Annotated in this window: 16 protein-coding genes; 4 read left to right on the top strand and 12 right to left on the bottom strand. The window is 59.9% G+C overall.

What is annotated here, in order from left to right:
- Positions 1–155 precede the first annotated feature (155 nt).
- From ACSQ9D_RS22055 to ACSQ9D_RS22020, 8 genes are all read right to left on the bottom strand, one after another.
- Positions 156–1,304 (bottom strand): glycosyltransferase family protein, encoded by a 1,149-nt coding sequence (locus tag ACSQ9D_RS22055; protein WP_436284098.1) that lies wholly within the window; start codon positions 1,302–1,304, stop codon positions 156–158.
- Positions 1,286–2,533: a glycosyltransferase gene (locus ACSQ9D_RS22050; RefSeq protein WP_436284097.1), complete on the bottom strand. Its 1,248-nt coding sequence runs from the start codon at positions 2,531–2,533 to the stop codon at positions 1,286–1,288. Before ACSQ9D_RS22050 ends, ACSQ9D_RS22055 begins: the two co-directional genes overlap by 19 nt.
- A gap of 11 nt (positions 2,534–2,544) precedes the next feature.
- The gene (locus ACSQ9D_RS22045) at positions 2,545–3,753 is read right to left on the bottom strand and encodes a glycosyltransferase family protein (RefSeq protein ID WP_436284096.1); all 1,209 of its coding nucleotides are present in this window, start codon (positions 3,751–3,753) and stop codon (positions 2,545–2,547) included.
- A 90-nt stretch (positions 3,754–3,843) separates the two neighbouring features.
- A complete protein-coding gene (locus ACSQ9D_RS22040) occupies positions 3,844–5,016 on the bottom strand; it encodes an ABC transporter permease (protein ID WP_436284095.1) in 1,173 nt (390 codons plus the stop codon).
- Complete coding sequence (locus ACSQ9D_RS22035; protein ID WP_037118665.1) at positions 5,017–6,015, bottom strand: ABC transporter permease; 999 nt, start codon at positions 6,013–6,015, stop codon at positions 5,017–5,019.
- A 3-nt stretch (positions 6,016–6,018) separates the two neighbouring features.
- On the bottom strand, positions 6,019–7,929 hold the full coding sequence (locus ACSQ9D_RS22030; RefSeq protein ID WP_436284094.1) for an ABC transporter substrate-binding protein: 1,911 nt from the start codon (positions 7,927–7,929) through the stop codon (positions 6,019–6,021).
- Positions 7,923–9,815, bottom strand: a complete 1,893-nt coding sequence (locus ACSQ9D_RS22025) for an ABC transporter ATP-binding protein (protein WP_436284093.1) — start codon at positions 9,813–9,815, stop codon at positions 7,923–7,925. The genes ACSQ9D_RS22030 and ACSQ9D_RS22025 overlap by 7 nt, the downstream gene beginning before the upstream one ends.
- 154 nt (positions 9,816–9,969) lie before the next feature.
- Positions 9,970–11,313, bottom strand: a complete 1,344-nt coding sequence (locus tag ACSQ9D_RS22020; RefSeq protein ID WP_436284092.1) for an adenylate/guanylate cyclase domain-containing protein — start codon at positions 11,311–11,313, stop codon at positions 9,970–9,972.
- Positions 11,314–11,748: 435 nt separating this feature from the next.
- Between ACSQ9D_RS22020 and ACSQ9D_RS22015 the strand changes: the two genes are divergently transcribed.
- Positions 11,749–13,101, top strand: coding sequence for a nucleotide sugar dehydrogenase (locus ACSQ9D_RS22015; protein WP_436284091.1), 1,353 nt, complete (start codon positions 11,749–11,751; stop codon positions 13,099–13,101).
- On the opposite strand, the gene ACSQ9D_RS22010 is transcribed toward ACSQ9D_RS22015, so the two are convergent.
- Positions 13,091–14,269 carry a DUF3095 domain-containing protein gene (locus tag ACSQ9D_RS22010; RefSeq protein WP_436284090.1) on the bottom strand — a complete coding sequence of 393 codons (1,179 nt, stop codon included), beginning with the start codon at positions 14,267–14,269 and terminating at the stop codon, positions 13,091–13,093. The two genes, ACSQ9D_RS22015 and ACSQ9D_RS22010, sit on opposite strands and share 11 nt — an antisense overlap.
- A 124-nt stretch (positions 14,270–14,393) precedes the next feature.
- Here ACSQ9D_RS22010 and ACSQ9D_RS22005 point away from each other — a divergent pair, with 124 nt between their 5' ends.
- Positions 14,394–14,873: a class I SAM-dependent methyltransferase gene (locus ACSQ9D_RS22005; protein ID WP_436284089.1), complete on the top strand. Its 480-nt coding sequence runs from the start codon at positions 14,394–14,396 to the stop codon at positions 14,871–14,873.
- On the opposite strand, the gene ACSQ9D_RS22000 is transcribed toward ACSQ9D_RS22005, so the two are convergent.
- Together ACSQ9D_RS22000 and ACSQ9D_RS21995 are read right to left on the bottom strand one after the other, a co-directional pair.
- Complete coding sequence (locus ACSQ9D_RS22000) at positions 14,874–15,752, bottom strand: FkbM family methyltransferase (RefSeq protein WP_436284088.1); 879 nt, start codon at positions 15,750–15,752, stop codon at positions 14,874–14,876.
- Positions 15,749–17,470 carry an adenylate/guanylate cyclase domain-containing protein gene (locus ACSQ9D_RS21995; protein ID WP_436284087.1) on the bottom strand — a complete coding sequence of 574 codons (1,722 nt, stop codon included), beginning with the start codon at positions 17,468–17,470 and terminating at the stop codon, positions 15,749–15,751. The genes ACSQ9D_RS22000 and ACSQ9D_RS21995 overlap by 4 nt, the downstream gene beginning before the upstream one ends.
- A gap of 192 nt (positions 17,471–17,662) precedes the next feature.
- On the opposite strand from ACSQ9D_RS21995, the gene ACSQ9D_RS21990 reads away from it, so the two are divergent.
- Entirely contained in the window at positions 17,663–18,751 is a 1,089-nt protein-coding gene (locus ACSQ9D_RS21990) for a glycosyltransferase family 4 protein (RefSeq protein WP_436284086.1), read from the top strand.
- A complete protein-coding gene (locus tag ACSQ9D_RS21985) occupies positions 18,748–19,497 on the top strand; it encodes a polysaccharide deacetylase family protein (RefSeq protein ID WP_436284085.1) in 750 nt (249 codons plus the stop codon). Before ACSQ9D_RS21990 ends, ACSQ9D_RS21985 begins: the two co-directional genes overlap by 4 nt.
- Here ACSQ9D_RS21985 and ACSQ9D_RS21980 read toward each other — a convergent pair.
- Positions 19,494–20,324 (bottom strand): MBL fold metallo-hydrolase, encoded by an 831-nt coding sequence (locus tag ACSQ9D_RS21980; RefSeq protein ID WP_037118646.1) that lies wholly within the window; start codon positions 20,322–20,324, stop codon positions 19,494–19,496. The genes ACSQ9D_RS21985 and ACSQ9D_RS21980 overlap by 4 nt on opposite strands.
- Between the last annotated feature and the right edge of the window lie 186 nt (positions 20,325–20,510).

Here is a 20,510-nt window from a genome sequence, read left to right as displayed (position 1 = left end):
CCTGCGGCAAGACAAAGGGGAATGCCGAAAACAGGACCATGCAACCGGACCGCCGGATCTCATAATGAAAACAAGGCGAATCGGCTTGCCGTCGTCATGCCGATTCTCGCCGGGACGTTGTTTATATCACATGACTTTCGCAAATTGCGAGGGTTTCAGCCTATCATTGAACGAATGATTGCCGCTGTTTTGTCAGCACCGCTAAGATCCAGCGACATCGGTGCCGCGCGCCGCGCCGCAAGTGCGGTCCTGACGGCATCGGCAACGATCTCGGGGGTCAGGCCGGCCTCCGGCAGGATATCTGCAAGCCCGAGTGCCTGCAGCCGTTGCGCACGAACCGTCTGTTCCGTCTCTCCACCAGCGACAAAAGGAATGAGGATCGCCCTGCAATCGGTCTGCAGCAGATCGCCAATGGTGTTGTAACCCGCCTGCGAGATGGAAACGCGCGCGCCGCGCAGCAGCGAAGGGAAATCCTTGCGAAACCGGACGAGGGTAACATTCGACGGCCTTGCATTCGCCAAGCCGGCGAAATCGGCCTCTGGAAGGTTCGGCCCGCTGATAAGCAACCACCGCAAATTCGCCGGCAACAGGGCGGCGGCTTTGTTGGCGACACGAAGCAGATCGAGGCCGACCGCTCCGCCACCGGCGGATGCAATAATGTCAAAGGTCTCCTCGGGATCGGCCGAGGGTGCGGCCGCCACCATGCCGGTATAGCGAATTTTGGATGCGATCTTCGACATTAAGGGAAAAGTATCTTCCAAACGCACGAAGTCGGGATCCCCGTGCACCAGAACGCCGTCAAAATGGTCCCGGACAAGCCCGACGGTCTCCTCGTCGCGTCCCGGCTTGCGGTTCTGCTGCAGGATATCGCGCACGGAGCTAAAAACTTTCGGTCGAGGATGCGTCTTCTCGATGGCTTCAAGAAGCGGAAGCAATTCGAACCGCATCTGCCGGCGACCAAAGGGAAAAGCTTCGATGATGACGACATCGGGCGCTGAATCACAAAAGGCGGCAAGCAGCAGATCGCGACGCCGGCTCAGGAACGCCTCGTCGGCGGCAACGCCATTGTCGTTTGCAAGTCCGGAGAAACCCGCATTGCTCGCCACGACCGGCGGCAGTGCCACCGTCTTGATGCCGTCTGCGGGGAAACCTGGAACCGGCAGACCGCCGGTCACAACGGTGACGTCGAACCCGTCGCTGGCGAGCGCGCTGGCGATGCGGCTTGCCCGAGCAATGTGGCCGATGCCAAGCAAGTGTTGGACATAGAAGAAGACCCGGGGCGCGTTCATGAGGCTTTCTGCCATTCGTCTTCAAACAGCCGGCCAAGCTGATCGATGCTCGCCTCATGATCAAAGTGCTCGCGCACGCGCTGTTCGGCAGCGTCTCCCAACCGCGACCGCAAGGCGGGATCGCGGATCATTTTCTCAAGTGCCACTGCAAACGCTGCCGGGTTGTCCGGCGGCACCACCATCCCGTTTTCGCCATCGACAAGAAGCTCTGGCACGCCGGATACCGACGTCGAAATGCAAGGCAGGCGCTGGCTGGACGCCTCCACCAGCACGTTCGGCAAACCGTCGCGATCACCATTGGAAGCAATCCGGCAGGCAAGCGCAAAAACATCGGCCCGGCGATAATGATCGAGCACATCTTCCTGGGCAAGTGCACCCTTCCAGTTGATCCGATCCGCCAGACTAAGGTCCGCAGCAAGTACCTTCAGCTTCGACAGCTCGTCGCCACCGCCGATATGTTCGAAACGCCAGTTCAAGTCGCCGGGCAGGAGGGCCAGTGCCTTCAGCAGCGTTTCGTATCCCTTCTTCTCCACGGCGCGGCCGACGCTGAGAATGAAGGTCGGATCCGCCGGGTCGCTGCCGTCACGCTGCGATCGTTTGCCGCCGAAATGCCCGAAACGTGCCAGATCGAGCCCGTGATAGCTCAGATGCACAGCTTCCTTGCGCGGTGTCAGCGTCCGCATGTGCTCGTATCCGCTTCGCGTGCAGGTCACGGTCCAGCGGGCACTGCCAAGTTTCTCATGCAGTTCCCAATCGGGCGATGTCCAGATGTCCTTGGCATGGGCAGAGCACGTCCACGGCACGCCGGTAAGAATGCTCGTATATTCGGTCACGGAGGCGGGGGTATGAATGAAATGCGCGTGCAGCCATTCGCCATTGTCTGGCCACTCGCGTGCGAGCACCATCGCCTGTCCAAGCCGTCTGAAGCGGTTGCGCGAGAGGTCGCGCGACAGGTCCTTGAAGAAGCGTTTCCAGAGCGCCTTGATGCCGGCCTTGCGAAAGCTCGCCATCAGTCCCTTCAGCACGCGGATCGGCTCCTCGTGGAGATACTCCGGCAGATAGACGACGCGTGCCCTGATCTCGTCATGCACCGGATGCCGCTTCTTGTCGGTGGGGCGGCGCATCGAGATCAAGGTCAGGTCGAAGCCGGCCTTCTCCAGACCGCGCAGCTCCTGGGCGATAAACGTTTCCGAAAGGCGCGGATAGCCCTTCAGCACGACAAGGATCTTACGACGTTGCGACAATGTCTTGGTCTTCAATCGGCCCCGACGACGGACAGGTGGCGGCCGCGGCCATCCAGCCAATGTCCGACCGTCTGCGAGATATGATCCAAGCCTTGCAGTTGCAAGGTACAGTCACTCTTTGACGGCGGCACGCGTTCGGGCAGTCGTTTCAACGCTTCAGACATCACCGTCGGATCTGCGGACTGATCCGGCAGCAACATATCAACGAGCCCGAGCGCGCTTGCCCGCTGGGCGCGTAGCAACTGCTCTTCCCGCGGCTTCACGCGAGGAACAATAAGGGCAGGCTTGTCGAAGGAGAGGATTTCGCAATAGGTGTTGTAACCACCCATGGCCACGACGCCCGTGGCACCCACCATCAACTCTTCCATGTGGTTATCGAACTCGATCACCTCGATGTAGGGGATGCGGGATCCTTTGGCCACCAGCTTGGAGCGCTCGGCCGCTGGCATGTAGGGCCCCAGCACGACGAGGGCCTTTTGTTGCAAGGTCGGATCGTTCTCATAGGCATTCATGACATCGTGCACCAGATCTGACCCATCGCCGCCACCGCCCGTCGTGACCAGAATGTAGTTGTCCGAACGTGCATTGATCGAGGTCTTGCTCGTGGAGACACTGCGCTGCAAGAATCCTACGAAATCCATCTTTCTACGCACACTTGCCGGAACGTCGAGGCCGACGAGCGGATCGTAGAAATCCGGCGGGCCGTAAACCCAGACGGAATCGTAATAGTGGTCGATCTTTTGCATGATGCCGTTTCGCTTCCATTCGGCATCGAGCAGGTGTGGCGCATCCATGATTTCGCGCAGCCCAAGCACCAGAACGGTGCCGCGCGCCTTTAGATACCCCAACGTCTCCTCGACCTCACCCTTCAGCCCCATCGGCTCCTTGTCGACGATGAAAATGTCGGGTTGGAACGTTTCAGCCGTGTGGCGAATACTCGCCTCACGCATCTTCAGCGTTTCATGCAGGTCGATGTGGCCCGCCATCGATGTATATTCGCCGTTGCGAAGCTTGATTACGCTCGGGATCTTCACGAAGTCGACGCGCGCTCGATAGTCGAACGCGCCGGCGATCGTGGCACCGGAGATAATCAGAATGTTGAGGCCGCGATAATCCTCGACCAAAGCATGCGCGATCGCGCGGCAGCGGCGCAAATGGCCGAGTCCGAACGTGTCGTGGCTATACATGAGGATACGGGCATCTTCCAGGCGCCGTGCCATGGGCAATCCTTTTGCGCTGTAGATCATACTAGCACCGTCGGTTTCTGTTGGCCGTCAGAAGACAGAGCAGCGCTCCGCCGGGGCTGGCCGCTATTTGTAGGGATCTGCCGCATCGCGCAAGCCGTCTCCCAGAAAGTTGAACGCCAAAATTACCAGAACGACCGGTATAATCGGAAAAAGCAACCATGGATAGAATGCGATGACGCTTACGCTCTTTGCTTCTGTCAGCAGAATGCCCCAACTGGTGATCGGCGGACGCAGACCCAGGCCAAGAAAGCTGAGTGCCGTCTCGCCGAGAATCATCCCAGGGATCGAAATCGTGGCAGAGGCGATCAGATGGGACATGAAGCCGGGGACAAGGTGTCGGCCAATGACGCGCGGTGTGCTGGCGCCCATCAGCTGGGCAGCCTGCACATAATCTTCTTCACGCAGAGCCAGGAGTTTCGAGCGCACCGCTCGTGCCAGCCCTGTCCAATCGATGATCCCCAGGATGACCGTGATCCCGAAATAGATAACGATCGGGCTCCAGGTGACCGGCATGATCGCCGCCAGCGCCATCCAGAGCGGCAGGCTCGGCAACGACTGCAGCACTTCGATCACGCGCTGAACAATCAAATCGAAGGCGCCGCCCCAATAGCCGGCAAGGCCGCCGATCACGATGCCGAGGCAGAAGCTGATCGTGATGCCGATCAGGCCGATCGTCAGCGAAATGCGCGCGCCGTAGAGAATGCGGGAAAGCACATCGCGACCGAGGCGGTCAGTCCCGAGCAGAAACATCTGTCCGCCGATTGCCGGGCAGACCAGATGCAGGTCCGAACTCACCAGCCCCCAGAACTTGTAGGGATCGCCGCGGCAGAAGAAACGGATCGGCTGCACATCGTTTGGCTTGTCGGTGTAGATCCGGTGCAGCGTGTCGAGATCAAGCGACATGCTTCGCCCGTGGACGAAGGGGCCGACAAACTTGCCGTTGTTGAAGAAATGGACGCGCTGTGGCGGCGAGTGGATGAAATCGACATTCCTGGTGTGCAGCCCGTAGGGCGCAATGAATTCGACGACGACAATCATGAGGTAAATGGCAAGCAGGAAGATACCGGAGGCAAGCGCCAGCCGGTGCTGCTTGAATTTCCACCACATCAATTGCTTCTGCGAGGCGAGATGGATGCGCGATTGCGCAGACGTCATCCCTTCCGTCGCCATGGGATCGAAGGGTGCAGTCGAAACATAGTGCGGCAGCGGCGCGCCGGGCGGTGGCAAGGGCGACATCTATTTGGTGCTCCTGCCTTGCAGGCGGATACGCGGATCGAGGAAACCAAGCGCAATGTCGGAGACGAGAACACCGATCACGTTGAGAAAGGCGAGGAACATCAGGAAGGAACCTGCGAGATACATATCCTGGCTCTGAAGAGCCTTGATGAGCATGGGCCCGGTCGTCTCCAGCGAAAGCACGATCGCAACGATTTCCGCGCCTGAGATGATTGAAGGCAGGATCGATCCGATATCGGCAACGAAGAAGTTGAGAGCCATGCGCAGCGGGTATTTCACGAGCGCGCGAAGTGGGTGAAGCCCTTTGGCGCGGGCGGTCACGACATATTGTTTCTGCATCTCGTCGAGCAGGTTGGCGCGAAGCCGCCGGATCATGCCGGCCGTCCCTGCCGTTCCCACGATGATCACCGGTATCCAGAGATGCGAGAGGATCGAACGCGCCTTTTCCCAGCTCATCGGCTCGTTGAGGAACCTCTGATCCATCAAATGCCCGATCGAAACCCCGAACCAGATATTGGCGAAGTACATCAGGATCAGAGCCAGCATGAAGTTCGGGATGGCGATGCCCAGAAGACCGAGAAAGGTCAACCCGTAGTCTCCCCAACTGTACTGATGGGTCGCCGAATAGATCCCGATCGGAAATGCGATGAGCCAGGTCACCAGGATGGTGGAAAAGGAGACGAGCATCGTCAACCAAAGGCGATCACCGACGACATCGGAAACCGGCAGCTGGTACTCGAACGAATAGCCGAAGTCCCCATGAAGCATGCCGCCAACCCAATAGAAGTAGCGGACGATCTCGGATCTGTCGAAACCGTACTGCTTGCGAAGCTCTTCGATCTCCTCGAGGTTGGCGCTTTCCCCCTGGGCACGCAGTTCGGCGATCTGGCTCTCGAAGAAGTCACCTGGCGGCAGTTCGATGATCGTGAAGACCAGTGCCGAGATGATGAACAGCGTCGGCACCATCGCTGCGATGCGCCAAAGGATGTATTTCAGCATGCCTCAAGCCTCCTTGAACCAGAAGGCATCCGGCATATAGAGGCCGAGATAGGACGTTGGATCGAAACCATAAAGGGCCTGCTCAGGCACGTTCTGCAGCTTGGCGGAGCTGAGGATCGGCTGCAGGGTGCCGTTGATGAGGCCGATCGAGAAGACCTGTTGGGTATAAAGCGCCAGCATCTGATGCCAGATCACTTCGCGCTCTTTGAACCTCGCGGTCTCGCCCCACTGTTGGAGAAGATCGACCAGCTGCTTCACTTCCGGCAGATCGGGGGCGCTGCCTTCCTGCCCAGCAGACAGGTGGTACATTCCCCAAAGCGGCCATTGCAGCTGATCGTCAAGCGTCGGTGCAAGCTGCCCGGGAGGCATGTCGGCGGTTGCGACGCCGTTCTCGATGCCGAACCAGATCGACATCATGATCGTGCCGCTCATGGCGCGGCTGCGAAAGACATCACGCTGCGACGTGCGGGTATAAAGGGCGAGACCGACCGCGCGCCAATGGTCACGCACCAGTTCCAGCACGTCAGTGTCGAGATTGCTTTCCCCGGCCGTTTCCACGGTGATTTCGGCGCGGCGCCCGTCAGACAGCAGACGAATGCCGTCGTCGGCACGGTTCGTCAGTCCGAGCTCGTCGAGGAGCTTGTTTGCCTGATCCGGATCGTGGGCAATGAAGGCTTCGGCATACTCCGGCTTAAAGAGGGGACTATCGGGAAGAACGGTATCAGCACTTGCCCTGCCAAGGCCGTAGAAGGCGACCATGTTGATCTCGTGCCGGTCGATCGCCATCGACAGCGCGCGGCGGAATCGGGTTTCTCGAAACAGGTTACGCCAGACCTCGTCGGCGCAGTTGAGGTTTGGCAGCAGCGCCACGCGCGAGCCGCGCACCTGCTTCCACAGGTTGACCTTCACCGGAAACCGCTTTTCGGCATCCTTAAGGAACGTGTAGTCGTTGAAGTCGACGCCCGTCGCCTGCAGGTCGGATTCACCGGCGCCGGCCTTGGCGGCGATGATCGAGGACGAACTGACGTTAAGGATGAACTTGTCGATATAGGGGAGTTGCACCCCGTTCTCGTCGACCCGGTGGAAAAACGGGTTTCGCACGAACACGAACTGGTCGGCCGGCAGCGGCGTGGTGTTGCGCCATGGATCGAGCGTCGGCAGGTTCGGGTTTTCAGGGCGTGAGGAGCGCGACATCTTGATGTGCAAGTCCGCCCATTTCTTGACGCGGTTTTCCTTCATCAGCGCCGATAGGCGAAAGTCGTCCTGATACTTCTTGTGGAACTGCTTGAGATAGTGCCCTGGCCCGACGATCACGAGCGGGATTGGGCCGGCGAGCGCCGGCATGAACATCGGATTGGGTCGTTCCCAGGTGTAGCGAACCGTCAAAGCGTCGAGCACTTCAAATTTCGGCAGCTTGCCGTGCGGTCGCAGCTCGAGTGCGCCGCCCCCAGGCGTCAGATCCTTGCTGAGGATCACATCGTCCCACCAGTAGCGGAAATCGTCCACCGTAAAGGGTGCGCCATCGGACCAGCGGTGACCCTCGCGAAGATAGAAGGTGAAGACCGTGTCATCCTTGGATTCGAAACCGATGAGAATATCCGGCTGGAACATCAGATGCTTGTCATAACCGATCAGGCGCGAATAGCCGTAGACGGTCATGTAGCGGATGTCCTTTTGGCTGCCGATGATCGTGCGAACCGTTCCGCCATAGACGCCGGGTTGCCGCCCCGCTTCCTTCATGTTGACGATGCGCGGATGCGTCGGCAGGCGATCCACCATCGGAGGAATGCGGCCCGCGCGCAACCAATCCCTGAGAAACTCCGGCTCAATGTCACGATCGGCCGCTGCCTTGACGAGGGAAGGCGCTATTGCCGAACCGATAACACCACCAAGAAATGTGCGCCGCGTTACCATGAGCGAAGCTCCTTTGCGTCTGCACCCTTGCGGGCCCGCACAAGATGGCCATTGCCGAGATCGGCATAGTCGAGCTCGGAAGCATCATCATGCTCGGCCGTAAAGGTAATGCCCCAGTTCTGCTTGTCTGCGGCGCCATTTTTTCTCAACGCCTCGAAATCGAGCGGCCGATTGAGGTCGGGGAAGGGGACTGCCGCCAACAGCGACTTCGTGTAGGGATGCACCGGATCACGCAAGATAATCTCGCGCGGCGCGATCTCGACGATGCGCCCCTTGCACATCACTGCGATGCGGTCGGCCATGTAGTCGACGACCGCCAGATTGTGCGAAATGAACAGATAGGTTAGCCCGAGATCCTTCTGCAGGTCCTTGAGCAGATTGAGGATCTGTGCCTGGACGGAAACGTCGAGCGCCGATACCGGCTCGTCGAGAATGATAAGTTTCGGCCCAAGCGCGAGCGCACGGGCAATGCCGATACGCTGGCGCTGTCCGCCGGAGAAACTGTGCGGGTAGCGATTCAGGTAACGCCGGTCGAGGCCGATCGCGCCCATCAACCCCTCCACCCTCTGCTTGCGCTCCGCACCGTCCCCACGATCGTGAATCTCCAGCGGCTCGCTGAGGATATTGCGCACGGTCATGCGCGGCGACAGCGAGGAGACCGGATCCTGGAAGACCATCTGTATCTTGGTGCGCAGCGCCTGCAGATCGTCACCGGAGACGGACAGGACGTCGATCACGTCCTTGCCATCGTTGAAGATGACCGAGCCGCCGTCCGGCGTCACGGCCCGCATCAATATCTTGCTGACCGTCGTCTTGCCGCATCCGGATTCGCCGACGAGCCCGAGGCACTCCCCTCGGCGGATATCAAAGCTGACATCGTCAACAGCGTGAACAAGTGGCACTTCGCGCGTTCCAAACAAGCCGCGGTTGCGGGTCTTGAACGTCTTGGAGAGGTTGTTGACGGAAAGGAGGATCTCCGGCCCTTCGGCCTTCACCTTCTTCTTGCCGATCAGGGACTCCAGGTTAACCGGAACGTCGCGCAACGCCTTAAGGCGCTCGCCCGGCTTCATGTCGAAATGCGGCACGGCCGCCATCAGGCCCTTGAGGTATGGGTGCTGAGGGTTGCGGAAGATCGACTCGACGGGTCCCGCCTCCATGATCTCGCCGTGATAGATCACCACCACCTCGTCGGCCATGTTGGCGACGACGCCGAGATCGTGCGTGATCAGCAACATCGCCATTCCGAGCTTGTGCTGGAGGTCGCGCAACAGTTCCAGGATCTGCGCCTGAATCGTCACGTCGAGGGCGGTTGTCGGCTCGTCGGCGATCAGCAGCGCCGGACTGCAAATCAGCGCCATGGCAATCATTGCGCGCTGGCGCATGCCGCCCGACAGTTCGAAGGGGTACATCTCGAACGTGCGCTTCGGATTGGCAAAGCCCACGAGACCCAGCATCTCCTCGGTCTTCTCGCGTGCTTCCTTCTTGTCGGCTTCCGTGTGGATGAGAAGCGCTTCTCCGATCTGATTGCCGACGGTGTGGAGCGGCGACAGCGAGGTCATCGGCTCCTGAAAGATCGTCGCCATGCGCCGGCCGCGCAGGTCACGCATCTCTTCGCTGTCGCGCGAATATTGCAGAATATCGGTCGTTTTGCCGTCCAACGGATCGGTGAAAAGGATACGCCCCTCGGCTTTCGCCGGATTCGGGAGAATCCCCATTATGCTCTGGCTGATGACCGATTTGCCCGAGCCGGATTCTCCGACGAGCGCAGTGACCTTGCCCGGCAAAATACGGATGTTCGCGTTCTTTACGACGCGCAGGCGATCGCCGAAAACCGAGAAGGAAACGTCGAGGTTCTCGATGCGCAAAAGATCCGAGGCGGACGCCATACCAATGAAATTCCCCAGTTTTTCTTTGTTCCCGTTAAGGCACACTATCGTACCGCAATCGGGGTGTCCAGTTGATGACGGACACGGCAAAACTGGCGCATTTCATAGGCTGGACACGTTCAAATCTCGACTGTCTCTGGGGTTGCCAGCACCTCTATTGAATGAACTCCTCCACCGTTGGTCTCTTGGCCTGCTTGCGGGCATCACGATGAAGCAGGATGACCTGCTCCGCCTCAGAAAGTGGGGTTGGTGCGACTTCACGGAAATTTTCTTCGACATGCAGGGCAGGCGCCGGCACGTGCGGTTGCAGAACCGTGACCTTCTGGCGGATGCCGCGCAGCTTTTCCTCTCCTAGGGTGCGCCACTCGCCACCGCAGTAGCCGGCGAAAGCCTGGCTCGCGACCACCTCGCTCGAATATTTCTTCGTCAGCGATTGCAGGCGCTGGACCTCGTTGACAGCAGAGCCGAAGGCCGAAAAGGTCAGCCGGTCCTTGAGGCCGACATTGCCGAACATCACGTTGCCGACGTGAAGGCCGATCCCGTAGGAAACCTTGCTCAAGCCCGCCTCCACTCGTTCCCGGTTCAATTCCGCGACCCGTGCTTGGGCCTGATGGACCGCTGAAAGGGCGGCCTGGCAGGCAATCTTGGAGGGATCCTTGTGCCGGCCGCAGGGATAGACCGCAAGGAAGCCGTCCCCGAGGAAACTTAGGATCTCACCACCATTGCGATTGAACGGCGCAGCGATTGCGTCGAAGAACTGGTTCAGCGTATCGATGTAGGCCTGCCGGCCTTCCTTTTCGGCATACACGGTCGACTGGCGCATATCGCCCATCACGAGAGCGGCACGGATCGTCTCGCCGTCGCCGCGACGGATCTGGCCATTCAACACACGCTTGCCGGCATCGCCGCCCAGATAGGTGGTCAGCATGTTGTTGGCGAGCTTGCCGAGAACTGCCATTTTGGCCGCAACGGCAAGGTGGTTCTGCATACGCAGCAGCGCATCGATCATGTCGTCGGAAAAACCGGTATGGCTGTCTGTCGACCACGATCCCATCATACCCTGCACCGAGCCATCGCCGAACGGTTGGACGAACGCCAAATAGTCGGTGATACGCTCTTCGCGCAGATCGACGAAGACCGGAAACTCGGCTGCCCCATCGGCCGGGATGCGACGGCGGATGTGCTGGAGGTTGTTGTCCAGGAGGTAGTAATACGGGCTCTGCAGAAAGCGGTCCGGTTTCTGCCCTGCGGTATGGCGATATCCTTCGATCGTCACGCCACTTGCGCGTCGCCATGTGAAGCTCAGCGCATCGTAGAGCGGGTGCAGCATGGAAAATGTGAGATGCACGCGCGCGATCGGCAGGCCGGCGGCCGCAATGCGTTCGCAAAATCCGCGAACGATGCTCTCTAGATCATCCCCGGCCAACGAGGAATTGGTCAGCCATTCAGCGACCCGATCCAACAAAATAGAGGAGACGCTGGATTCGATCGTGCCCATTCTCGGTAGTATCCTCATAAAGGACGTCCACTCCTGAAAAGCGTCAGCCACCCAGCCTGCAGCAACGCCGTGCGCAGGGCGGGTAGGAGGATGGACGAGCGGTAATATTGTGTCAACGATCTGCCGGGAACCCGGCAGCGGCACCTGTCAAACCCTTGATAAAGTGGGCAGGATAGGCAGTCCTTTCTCGCGGTTCGTTATTCAACCTAAATAGGCATGGGGCAAACCCCAAACAATGGCATCTGTACATTTTCTGGCATTGCGATGAATGTCTTCGGGCACACCGAGTCTTTTTGGTCACACTGGTTAGACCTGCGGGATGATCGAGGCGCATCCTTGGCGCGAGTTTCACGATTACGTCAGTGGGCAGTGATTTGCGGGCGGGTTTCAATTGCCACGGTCTTCCATTAGATCAGGGTACCGTTCAGCACTCAGATGAGACCTGCCTTGGCCAGTTCCTTCGCCTACGACATCCTTTCAAGCAAGATCGAAACCCGCAGCGCCCGAGCCGGTGTCATAGGCCTCGGCTACGTCGGCCTGCCGCTGGCAATCGCCATTGCCCGCAGCGGTTTTGCCGTTACCGGCTTTGACATCGACGCCAAGAAGATCGTCGCGCTCGAGGCGAGGCGTTCCTACATCGATTCTGTCGGAAGCGATGATCTCGCTGCCGAAATCGACAGCGGGCGCTTTTCTGCCACAACGGACTTTGCCAAGCTTGCGGCCTGCGATGTCATTGTCATCTGCGTGCCGACGCCGCTCACCAAGCACCGCGACCCTGATCTGTCCTTTGTCGAGGCAACGTCCCGCTCGATTGCCGAGCATCTGCGAGCCGGCCAGCTTGTGGTGCTGGAATCGACGACTTATCCGGGCACCACGGACGACATCGTCAAGGTCATCCTTGAGAAGACCGGCCTGAAATCGGGCAGCGACTTCTTCGTCGGCTTTTCGCCGGAGCGTGAGGACCCGGGCAATCAGCACTATCACACGGCGACCATTCCAAAGGTCGTCGCCGGGGACGGTGCGCAGGCACTGGCGCTGATGACGAGCTTTTACGGCGCGGCGGTCAAAACCGTCGTTCCGGTGTCTTCCAACGCAACCGCAGAGGCCGTCAAGCTGACGGAAAACATCTTCCGGTCGGTCAACATCGCGCTCGTGAACGAGCTGAAGACCGTCTACGCCGCCATGGGGATCGATGTTTGGGAAGTGATCGACGCTGCAAAGACCAAGCCATTCGGCTACATGCCCTTCTATCCCGGCCCGGGCCTCGGCGGCCACTGCATCCCGATCGATCCCTTCTACCTCACCTGGAAATCCCGCGAATACGAGTTGCCGACGCGCTTCATAGAACTCGCCGGTGAGATCAATTCGGCCATGCCGCGTTACGTCGTCGGCAAGCTTGCCGAAGCACTCGACATCCGCGCCGGCAAGGCCCTTAGCCGCTCACGGGTCCTGGTTCTCGGCCTTGCCTACAAGAAGAACGTCGCCGACATTCGCGAGAGCCCTTCACTACGCCTGATGGAGATCATCGAAGAGCGCGGCGGCAAGGCCGATTATCATGATCCCCATGTTGCTGAGATCCCGTCGACGCGCGAATACCAGCATCTGAAGGGCCGGACGTCGGTGAACCTCACGCAAGAGACCTTGGAAGCCTACGACGCCGTCCTAGTGGCAACCGACCATGATCAGCTCGACTATGCGGTCATCGCAAGCAGTGCCGCGCTGATCATCGACACGCGCAACGTTTTTGCGCGTCTCGGGCTACACGCCGACCACATCGTCAAGGCGTGATCTTGACCGCTGACAGCGTCTTGCCTGTGATCTGGCTCGCGGCGACGGCGTAGCCGCCGCTGGCGCCATCGATGAAGTGCACGTGATCGCGCGAAAGCGGCGTGGGAACAAAACAGGTCATCAGCGCTGAGGCCTGCCGGTGAAGGCCAAAACGAGCAATGCCCTTGGCTTTCGCCTCTTCGAGGAGCGCCTGAATACGGCCGAGACGTTGCGCGTCGACATCGATCGTCATCTTCAGGCCATCGTCGAACTTGCGGAAGTCGGAGTTTCCGGAAACGTCCTGCGTGTAACGCCGGGCATCGAAGCGGCCGAGCTTGGCGCCCAGCTTGTGCAGGACGACCACGAGACCGATTTGAAGCATGATGAACAGCTTCTGCTTCAGCCGCTTTCCCGGCATTGCCGTTGCGCGCGCCTCTCGATCGACACCCTTCATCGAAAAGGCAAATTCGGGGCCGTCCGGAGGAACCGGATGGCCGCCGCGGCCCTGCTCGGCAGAGATGGCCACCACCTCCATCACGAGCTTGCGGAACGATGCGCTGGGGCGACCGCCTTCGGCCGGTACTGCGATAATGGAGACGATCTCGCCGTTGTGCGCCGCGATTGGGCTCCATCGGCACGACAGTCCGGTCAGATCCGGCCGTGTGCCCGGCGGTGCGGGCTCAACACCATAGCCTCCGCTTTTCATCTGGCGCTCGGCCCAGCTGGCTCCACCGCCGGCAAACATCGCATAGGTGACGAACGGGCTTGCAGCATGGCGCGCGACGCGAACGTCCAGGCCTTCCTTGCGAATATCTGCGAGGGGTACGACCGCAATGCGTAGCGTCAGGCCCATTTCCTCCTCGACCCATCGCTGCGCCGCCGCCAATGCGCCACGCGCTACATCCTCGAGATTCCCCGGTAATGCGACCACGGCACCATCGCCGCCGAACACGAACGGGTAGTCGCCCTTGTCAACCGCATTCAGCACCGCGGAAATGACGCTCACGCCCGCCATGTTCACGTCCTTGTAGCGGCCGGCGGCGATCGCCTGTGTCGAACCGACGATGTCGGCGAGCGCCAGGAACCAGCCGTCAGGGAGCGGGTGATAGTTGCTCGTATCGGTCACGCGCTCAAAGTCGGTGAAGACCGGCACGTCGGCAAAGAATCTTTCATTTGAAACGTCGTTCATGTGAGGAGCCTAGCACAGACCCATGCAGCGACTGCAACGCCATTTTGCATCTACGGCAATCGACTTCATACAGTTTCATGTGTTAGCACCGATGTCGAAAATTAGTGAATGGACAAGGACATAGATGAGCCGTCTGGACAGCTTCATCCGCCGCTTGACGGCGCAGCGCGACATATTGAATGCAATCGTCGCCCTCGTGAACGGCACCGAAGGTCCGGTTCTGGAATTCGGCCTCGGCAATGGCCGCACCTATGATCATCTGCGTGAGCATTTTCCGGATCGTCGCATCATTGCCTTCGATCGCGAGGTCCGCTCCTATTCGTCTTCGACGCCACCGGCGGAGAATATGGTGACCGGCGATATCCGCGAATCCGGCCAGACTTTCGTCGGCATCGGGGCAGCACTCGCGCATGCCGATATCGGCACCGGGCACGACGAGATCGATGCCATCACGCTGACGTGGCTGCCGCAACTCATGGTCGGTGTGCTTGCCAGGGATGGTATCGCGGTCAGCGGCCTGCCGCTGGAGCGCCCTGAACTCGAACCACTGCCCTTGCCAGCCGGCGTCAAGGAAGGCCGCTACTTCCTCTATCGGCGGAAGTGATCAGGGAAGAAAGAGCACGTCGTATTGCTCGATGCTGCCCGGCAGGTCGATGACTTTCATCTCCTGCTCGTCCTCCTCGAAGAAGACCAGGCAATTCTCGTAGAAGGCGGCGAGCGTCTTGATGAACTCGCGTGTCTGTTGCGGACCGTAGAAAAGCGGTGTGAACTCCATGTAGAGCGGCACGCGGCGCGACAGCAGCGGCAGCATCGAGCGGCAGGCAACCGGCTCATAGCCCTCGATGTCCATCCAGACGAGGCCAATATCGGCAGGATCGATAAAAAGCTCGTCGAGGATCTGTTCCACCGGCTTGACCGGGACACTCGTCTTCCGGTCGCTGACGCTCTTTCGAAACGCGCTGCTTTTTCCATGATTGTTGGCGTTCATGTAGAAGTCGATCTCGCCCGATGTCGCTCCGGCGGCGCAATTGACCAGCGTCACGATTCCCTCGAGCTTGTTCTGGCGGATATTTTTCTGCAGCAGCGGGAAGTTGCGCGGGTCGGGCTCGACGCTGACGATACGGTCATAGGCGCCGCTCAGCGCGAAGTAGACGGTCTGCGTGCCGATGTTTCCGCCGATTTCCAGAAGATAGCCATGCTTGTGCATCAGGCCGCGCTCGCGCAGGACCGTGATCAGGCGGTCGACATGCTCGCGCTCGAAGTGTCCCTTTCGGAAGACCTTGCGACCGATATAGTCCGCCGGCGAGAAGGTCATCAGATGATCGCCCGCATCGACCGTCATCGACACAACCCGCGGTCCGATATTCTCGATCAACAAACGCCTGCCGGTACGGGTGTTGAAGAACCTGCTTGCGACAGCATTGCGCGCTCTTCGCAGGCGCTTCTGCCAGAATTTGGCCCTGAGCCAGTCGCGGCTCGTCATGCATCTTTTCCTTCGACCAGTTCAGCGGCTTTGTCACTCGGAATGACATAGACTTTCAAGGGCAGGGCGCGACCGCGCACACTGATTTCACGGCTTTCCACGCCGGCCGTATCGGCTCCGGAAAGGTTTGCGACCGTTTCGGAAATAACGATGGCCGCATCGAATTCCTTGGCCGCGGTCTCCAGCCGGCTTGCCACGTTCACCGTATCGCCGATTGCGGTGAGGCTGCGCACCCGACCATAGCCAAGCGTTCCGACGACGGCCGGCCCCGTATGAATGCCGATGGCGATGTGAAGCGGCATGGAAAGTTCGTCCGAAAGTTCGGCACCGAGCTTTTCGATGTCGCGCACGATGGCCGCGGCCGCGGCAAGCGCCTGGCGACACGCCTCTTCCGGCGAGCTACCGATGCCGAAGAGTGCCATGGCGCCGTCACCGATGAACTTGTCTATGCGCCCGCCGGATTTCTCTACGGCGTTGCCGACCAGCGCAAAATAGCGGTTGAGCAGAAATACGATGTCGAAGGGCAGGCGCGTTTCCGTCAGTGAGGTGAAATGGCGGATGTCGCAGAAGAGAACGGTGATCTCGCGCTCGCGTCCAGGGCTCGTCTCCTGGGTGTTTGGCGGCAATGTCGTTTCCGTCGCCGCAATGAGCAGCGGCGCGACTGTCACGTCGTGCGTCGGTCGCAGCTGGCAGGCAAGCCGCACGTCGGCGGCGGCTTTGATCCGTTTGAGCGTCGATTGCTCGAGCTTGTCAGGCGGCGGCAGGTCGTCAAACCGGCTGAGAATCTGGACCCGGCAGGTCGAGCATTGCCCCTTGCCGCCGCAGACAGAATAATGCGGCAGGCCGCCGAGCCTGCTTGCCTCGAGAACGGTAAAGCCACGCGGCACGCTGATTACCTCACCGCCCGGATAGCGCACCGTGATTTGGTTGACCCGCTCCCGCCAACGTCGCCAGGAGCGGGCACCAACGACGATCAAAAGCGCGCCGGAAAAGGATCCGTAAAGTCCGGCTCGGATCATGGCGAGCTGACGCTGCGCTTCTGGGTCCGAGTAATAACGGATGTTGAGGTTCTCGCGGTAGCGATCGGTGTTGACCATGCCCTCGTAGGCGGGTTCCGCAATCGTCCTGCCCATTTCGATGAAGCCGAGGATAGCAAGCACCGGCAGCAGGATCGCAACGGCAAGCAGCAGGGCAGCGATGCTGTCATACCAGGGCCTGTAGCGCAGCCAGAAATGCAGACCGATACAGCCGTGAATCCAGACGGCCAAAAGAGCCGCGACCTGTCGCCACCCGTTGCCCGGCGACGTGATCCAGAGAAGGCGAACGATCGTCTCGTAATCATCTCGGTGCTGGAAGAGCGCGTGCGCGATGCGCGTGCCGATGACATGGTCAATCAACAGCAGCGGTATCGAGATACCGAGCACGATCTGAGCCAATTCGCCCGCCGGCATCACCAGGCTGCGACGCATATAGACGGCACGCAGAACCAGCGTAATGTGAACAAGAACGGCCCCGTAGAACACCACCGTTCCCAAAGGGTTGCGCCAGATCGCCAGGAAAAGCCTTCGCCCATCGTCAGCTGCCGAGACGGAAATCAGACCCAGCGCATGGTTGGACAGATGCAGGAGCACGAAGACAAACATGACGAGCCCGGAGCCAAGCCGAGCCCGTCTGATTGAGCGCTGTGAAAAAATACTGGTGGCAGCGATGGTCGCCATTCATTCCCGTTCTTGAATACCGAATGACAAATGCAATAGAGATGACGGAATTGAGGTGCAATTACCGCCACTGCGATTGCGATCGCCTTTCACATGTTATCAGCAAAACTCAAGGAAGCCGACAATAGCGGAATTTCTCGTGGCAAGCCCAGACATCGATTGTGAACAGTGTGTGTCGGCGGAGGTGCAGTAATGCGGGTTGCGTTCTACGCACCGTTGAAATCCCCGAACCACCCCGTTCCGTCCGGCGACCGTCTGATGGCGCGCCTGCTCATGCGGGCTCTGGAGCTTGCCGGGCATTCCGTCGAGATCGTCTCGGCGTTCCGCAGCTTTGCCGCGACACCCGAGGAAGCGATCGGCCGGCGGTCCGCCGCAGAGGCTGAAATGCAGCGCCTGCGCAACGACTGGTCCAGTCAGCAGCGGCCGGATCTCTGGTTCTGCTACCATCCCTACTACAAATCGCCCGACCCCTTCGGACCGACGCTCTGCCGGGAATTTTCCATTCCATACGTCACAGCCGAGGCATCCTATTCGGCGAAGCGAGACATAACCGACTGGGCGCCGCTGCAGAGGCTGGTGGTGGATGGCGCCCGCGACGCCGCCGTCAACATCGTTTTGACGGAGCGTGACAGGGCGGGTCTGATGAAGGCCCTGCCGACAGGTTCATTCGCCGCGCTCAAGCCTTTCATCGACACTGCGCTTTTCGAGACCGCCTTGCCTCAGGCAGAGCCACAACGCCTGATCGCCGTCGCGATGATGCGCGGCGGCGACAAGATGCAGAGCTACACGATGCTCGCCGAGGCGCTGGGGCTCCTTCGGGATCGTCCCTGGACACTGACAATCGCCGGGGATGGGCCGATGCGGGCCGACGTGGAGCGGTTGCTTGGCGTGTTCGAACCGGATCGCATCGAATGGCTCGGAGAGTTGAGCGCCGGCGAGATCGCTGATGAGCTCAGCCACTCCGGCATCTATGTGTGGCCGGGTTGCGGAGAAGCCTACGGACTTGCTTACCTGGAGGCCCAGGCGGCAGGATTGCCGGTGGTCGCCCAGAGGACCGCTGGCGTTCCGGAGGTGGTCATCGACGGCATCACCGGCGATCTGACACCCCAGGGAGATGTACCGGCCTTCGCAGCGGCAATCGCGGCTTTGCTTGACGATCGCGTCAGGCGCTCGACAATGGGGACAAGCGCGCGTCACTTCGTTCTGAACGAGCGTTCGCTCAAGGTCGCCGCGTCAGCGCTCGACACCATTTTGCGGACTTACGTGAGACGAGAAGTATGAGCGACGATCAGATCTGGACCCCACTGCGACAGGAGCTGGACCGCTGGCGGGCAGCAGGTTGCCAGGCACGATTCTGGTTGCGCGACGACGATGCCACCGAGCCGACTGACGCCCTCGAAATCCTGCTGGAGGTCACTCGCCGGGCTTGTCTCCCGGCAACAATTGCGGTCGTTCCAGCCTCTACCGGAGAAGCCCTGGCGACACGTCTGTCCCGCGAAGGCCACATCCTTGTCGCCGTGCACGGCTGGTCGCATGCAAACCATGCCGGCCCGGACGAAAAGAAACAGGAACTCGGCTGCCACCGGTCGGCGGACGTCGTGCTCGGGCAATTGCACGATGGACTTGTCGCCCTTCAAGACCTTTACGGCCCAAGGCTGGTCCCGATGCTGGTGCCGCCCTGGAACAGGATAAGCGAGGCGCTGGTCCCCCAACTTGGCGCGCAGGACTTCAAAGCGCTGTCGATATTCGGCAGAGCTAAGGCCGGCGGTCCGATCCGCCTGCTGAACACGCATGTCGACGTCGTCAACACCCGCCGACAGCGCGGGAACCGCCCGCATGGCGATCTGGTCGCAGAACTGGTCGCGCAATTGCAGGCTCGCTTTGCAAAGGACGATGAGCCGGTCGGCATACTCACCCACCATCTGGTGCATGGCGCCTCGGAATGGGAGTTCCTGACCCGTCTCTTCCAAGAGACCGGGCATCATCCGGGCGTCGCCTGGATGTCGGCGCGCGATCTGCTTGACTAGATTTCGAGGACCTGATTGTCCCTTGCGGCGAAAGCTCCCGGGAACGAAGCCTGTGCCTCCTGTTCCATCCGCTCCAGCTGCGTATCCGTTCGCGAGGGTGCATGGTGGAACAGGGCAAACTGCTTGGTGCCGGCCATCTTGGCGAGTTCGACACCGTGCTGCCATGTGGAATGGCCGAAGCCCTTGAAGCGCTGCATCTCGTCTTCGTTATACGTGCAGTCGTAAACGGCAAGATCGACGTCTTCCATCATCTCCAACGCGACCGGATCATAGACGCCGGGGATATGCTCGATGTCGTAGATCAGCGCCACGGAGCGTCCCTTCCATTCCACACGGTAACCAATCGCCCCGCCTGGATGGTTCAGCATGAAGGTCTTGATCTTGATGCCGGGCCGTGGCTCCAGCGTCTGACCCGCATGAAAGTCGCGAAAGCTCATCGTTGCCTGGCAGATGTCGGTTTTGACAGGGAACCATGGCGGGCTGATGAACTGCTCGATCATCTCGCGGGTGCTCATCTTTCCGTCAAGATGGCCGGACCAGATCGTCAGGTCGATGGTGGGATAGTAAATCGCCTTGAAGAACGGAAGACCGATGATGTGGTCGTAGTGACAATGGCTGAAAAACAGGTCGACGTCCCGGACGTCCTCATTCAGCATGGCAAGCCCGGCTTCGCGTACGCCTGATCCGGCGTCGAAGATCATCCGGTGTTCACCGCAGCGAATTTCGATGCACGAGGTGTTGCCGCCGTAGCGATCGAATTCGGGGCCCGAGACCGGGATGCTGCCGCGAACGCCCCAAAACTTTACCTGAAACAGATCTTTACTCATCGCGTCTTCAAAATGGGCCCACCCCACAACGCCATCGTAATCATACTTTGATGAACAAGCGAAGCGTTGATTTCCATAGGCTGCCCTGTATCCTTCATACCGTTTCTACCAGCCGTCAGCAGAATGGTAGATATTCCTAAGCAATCGGTTTTCACGTCGCAACGCAACTGCTTATGGTTTGTTTTT

This window comes from Rhizobium sp. LjRoot258 (assembly GCF_964254185.1).
Lineage (GTDB): Bacteria > Pseudomonadota > Alphaproteobacteria > Rhizobiales > Rhizobiaceae > Rhizobium.
This window is presented reverse-complemented; position numbering and strand designations above follow the sequence as displayed.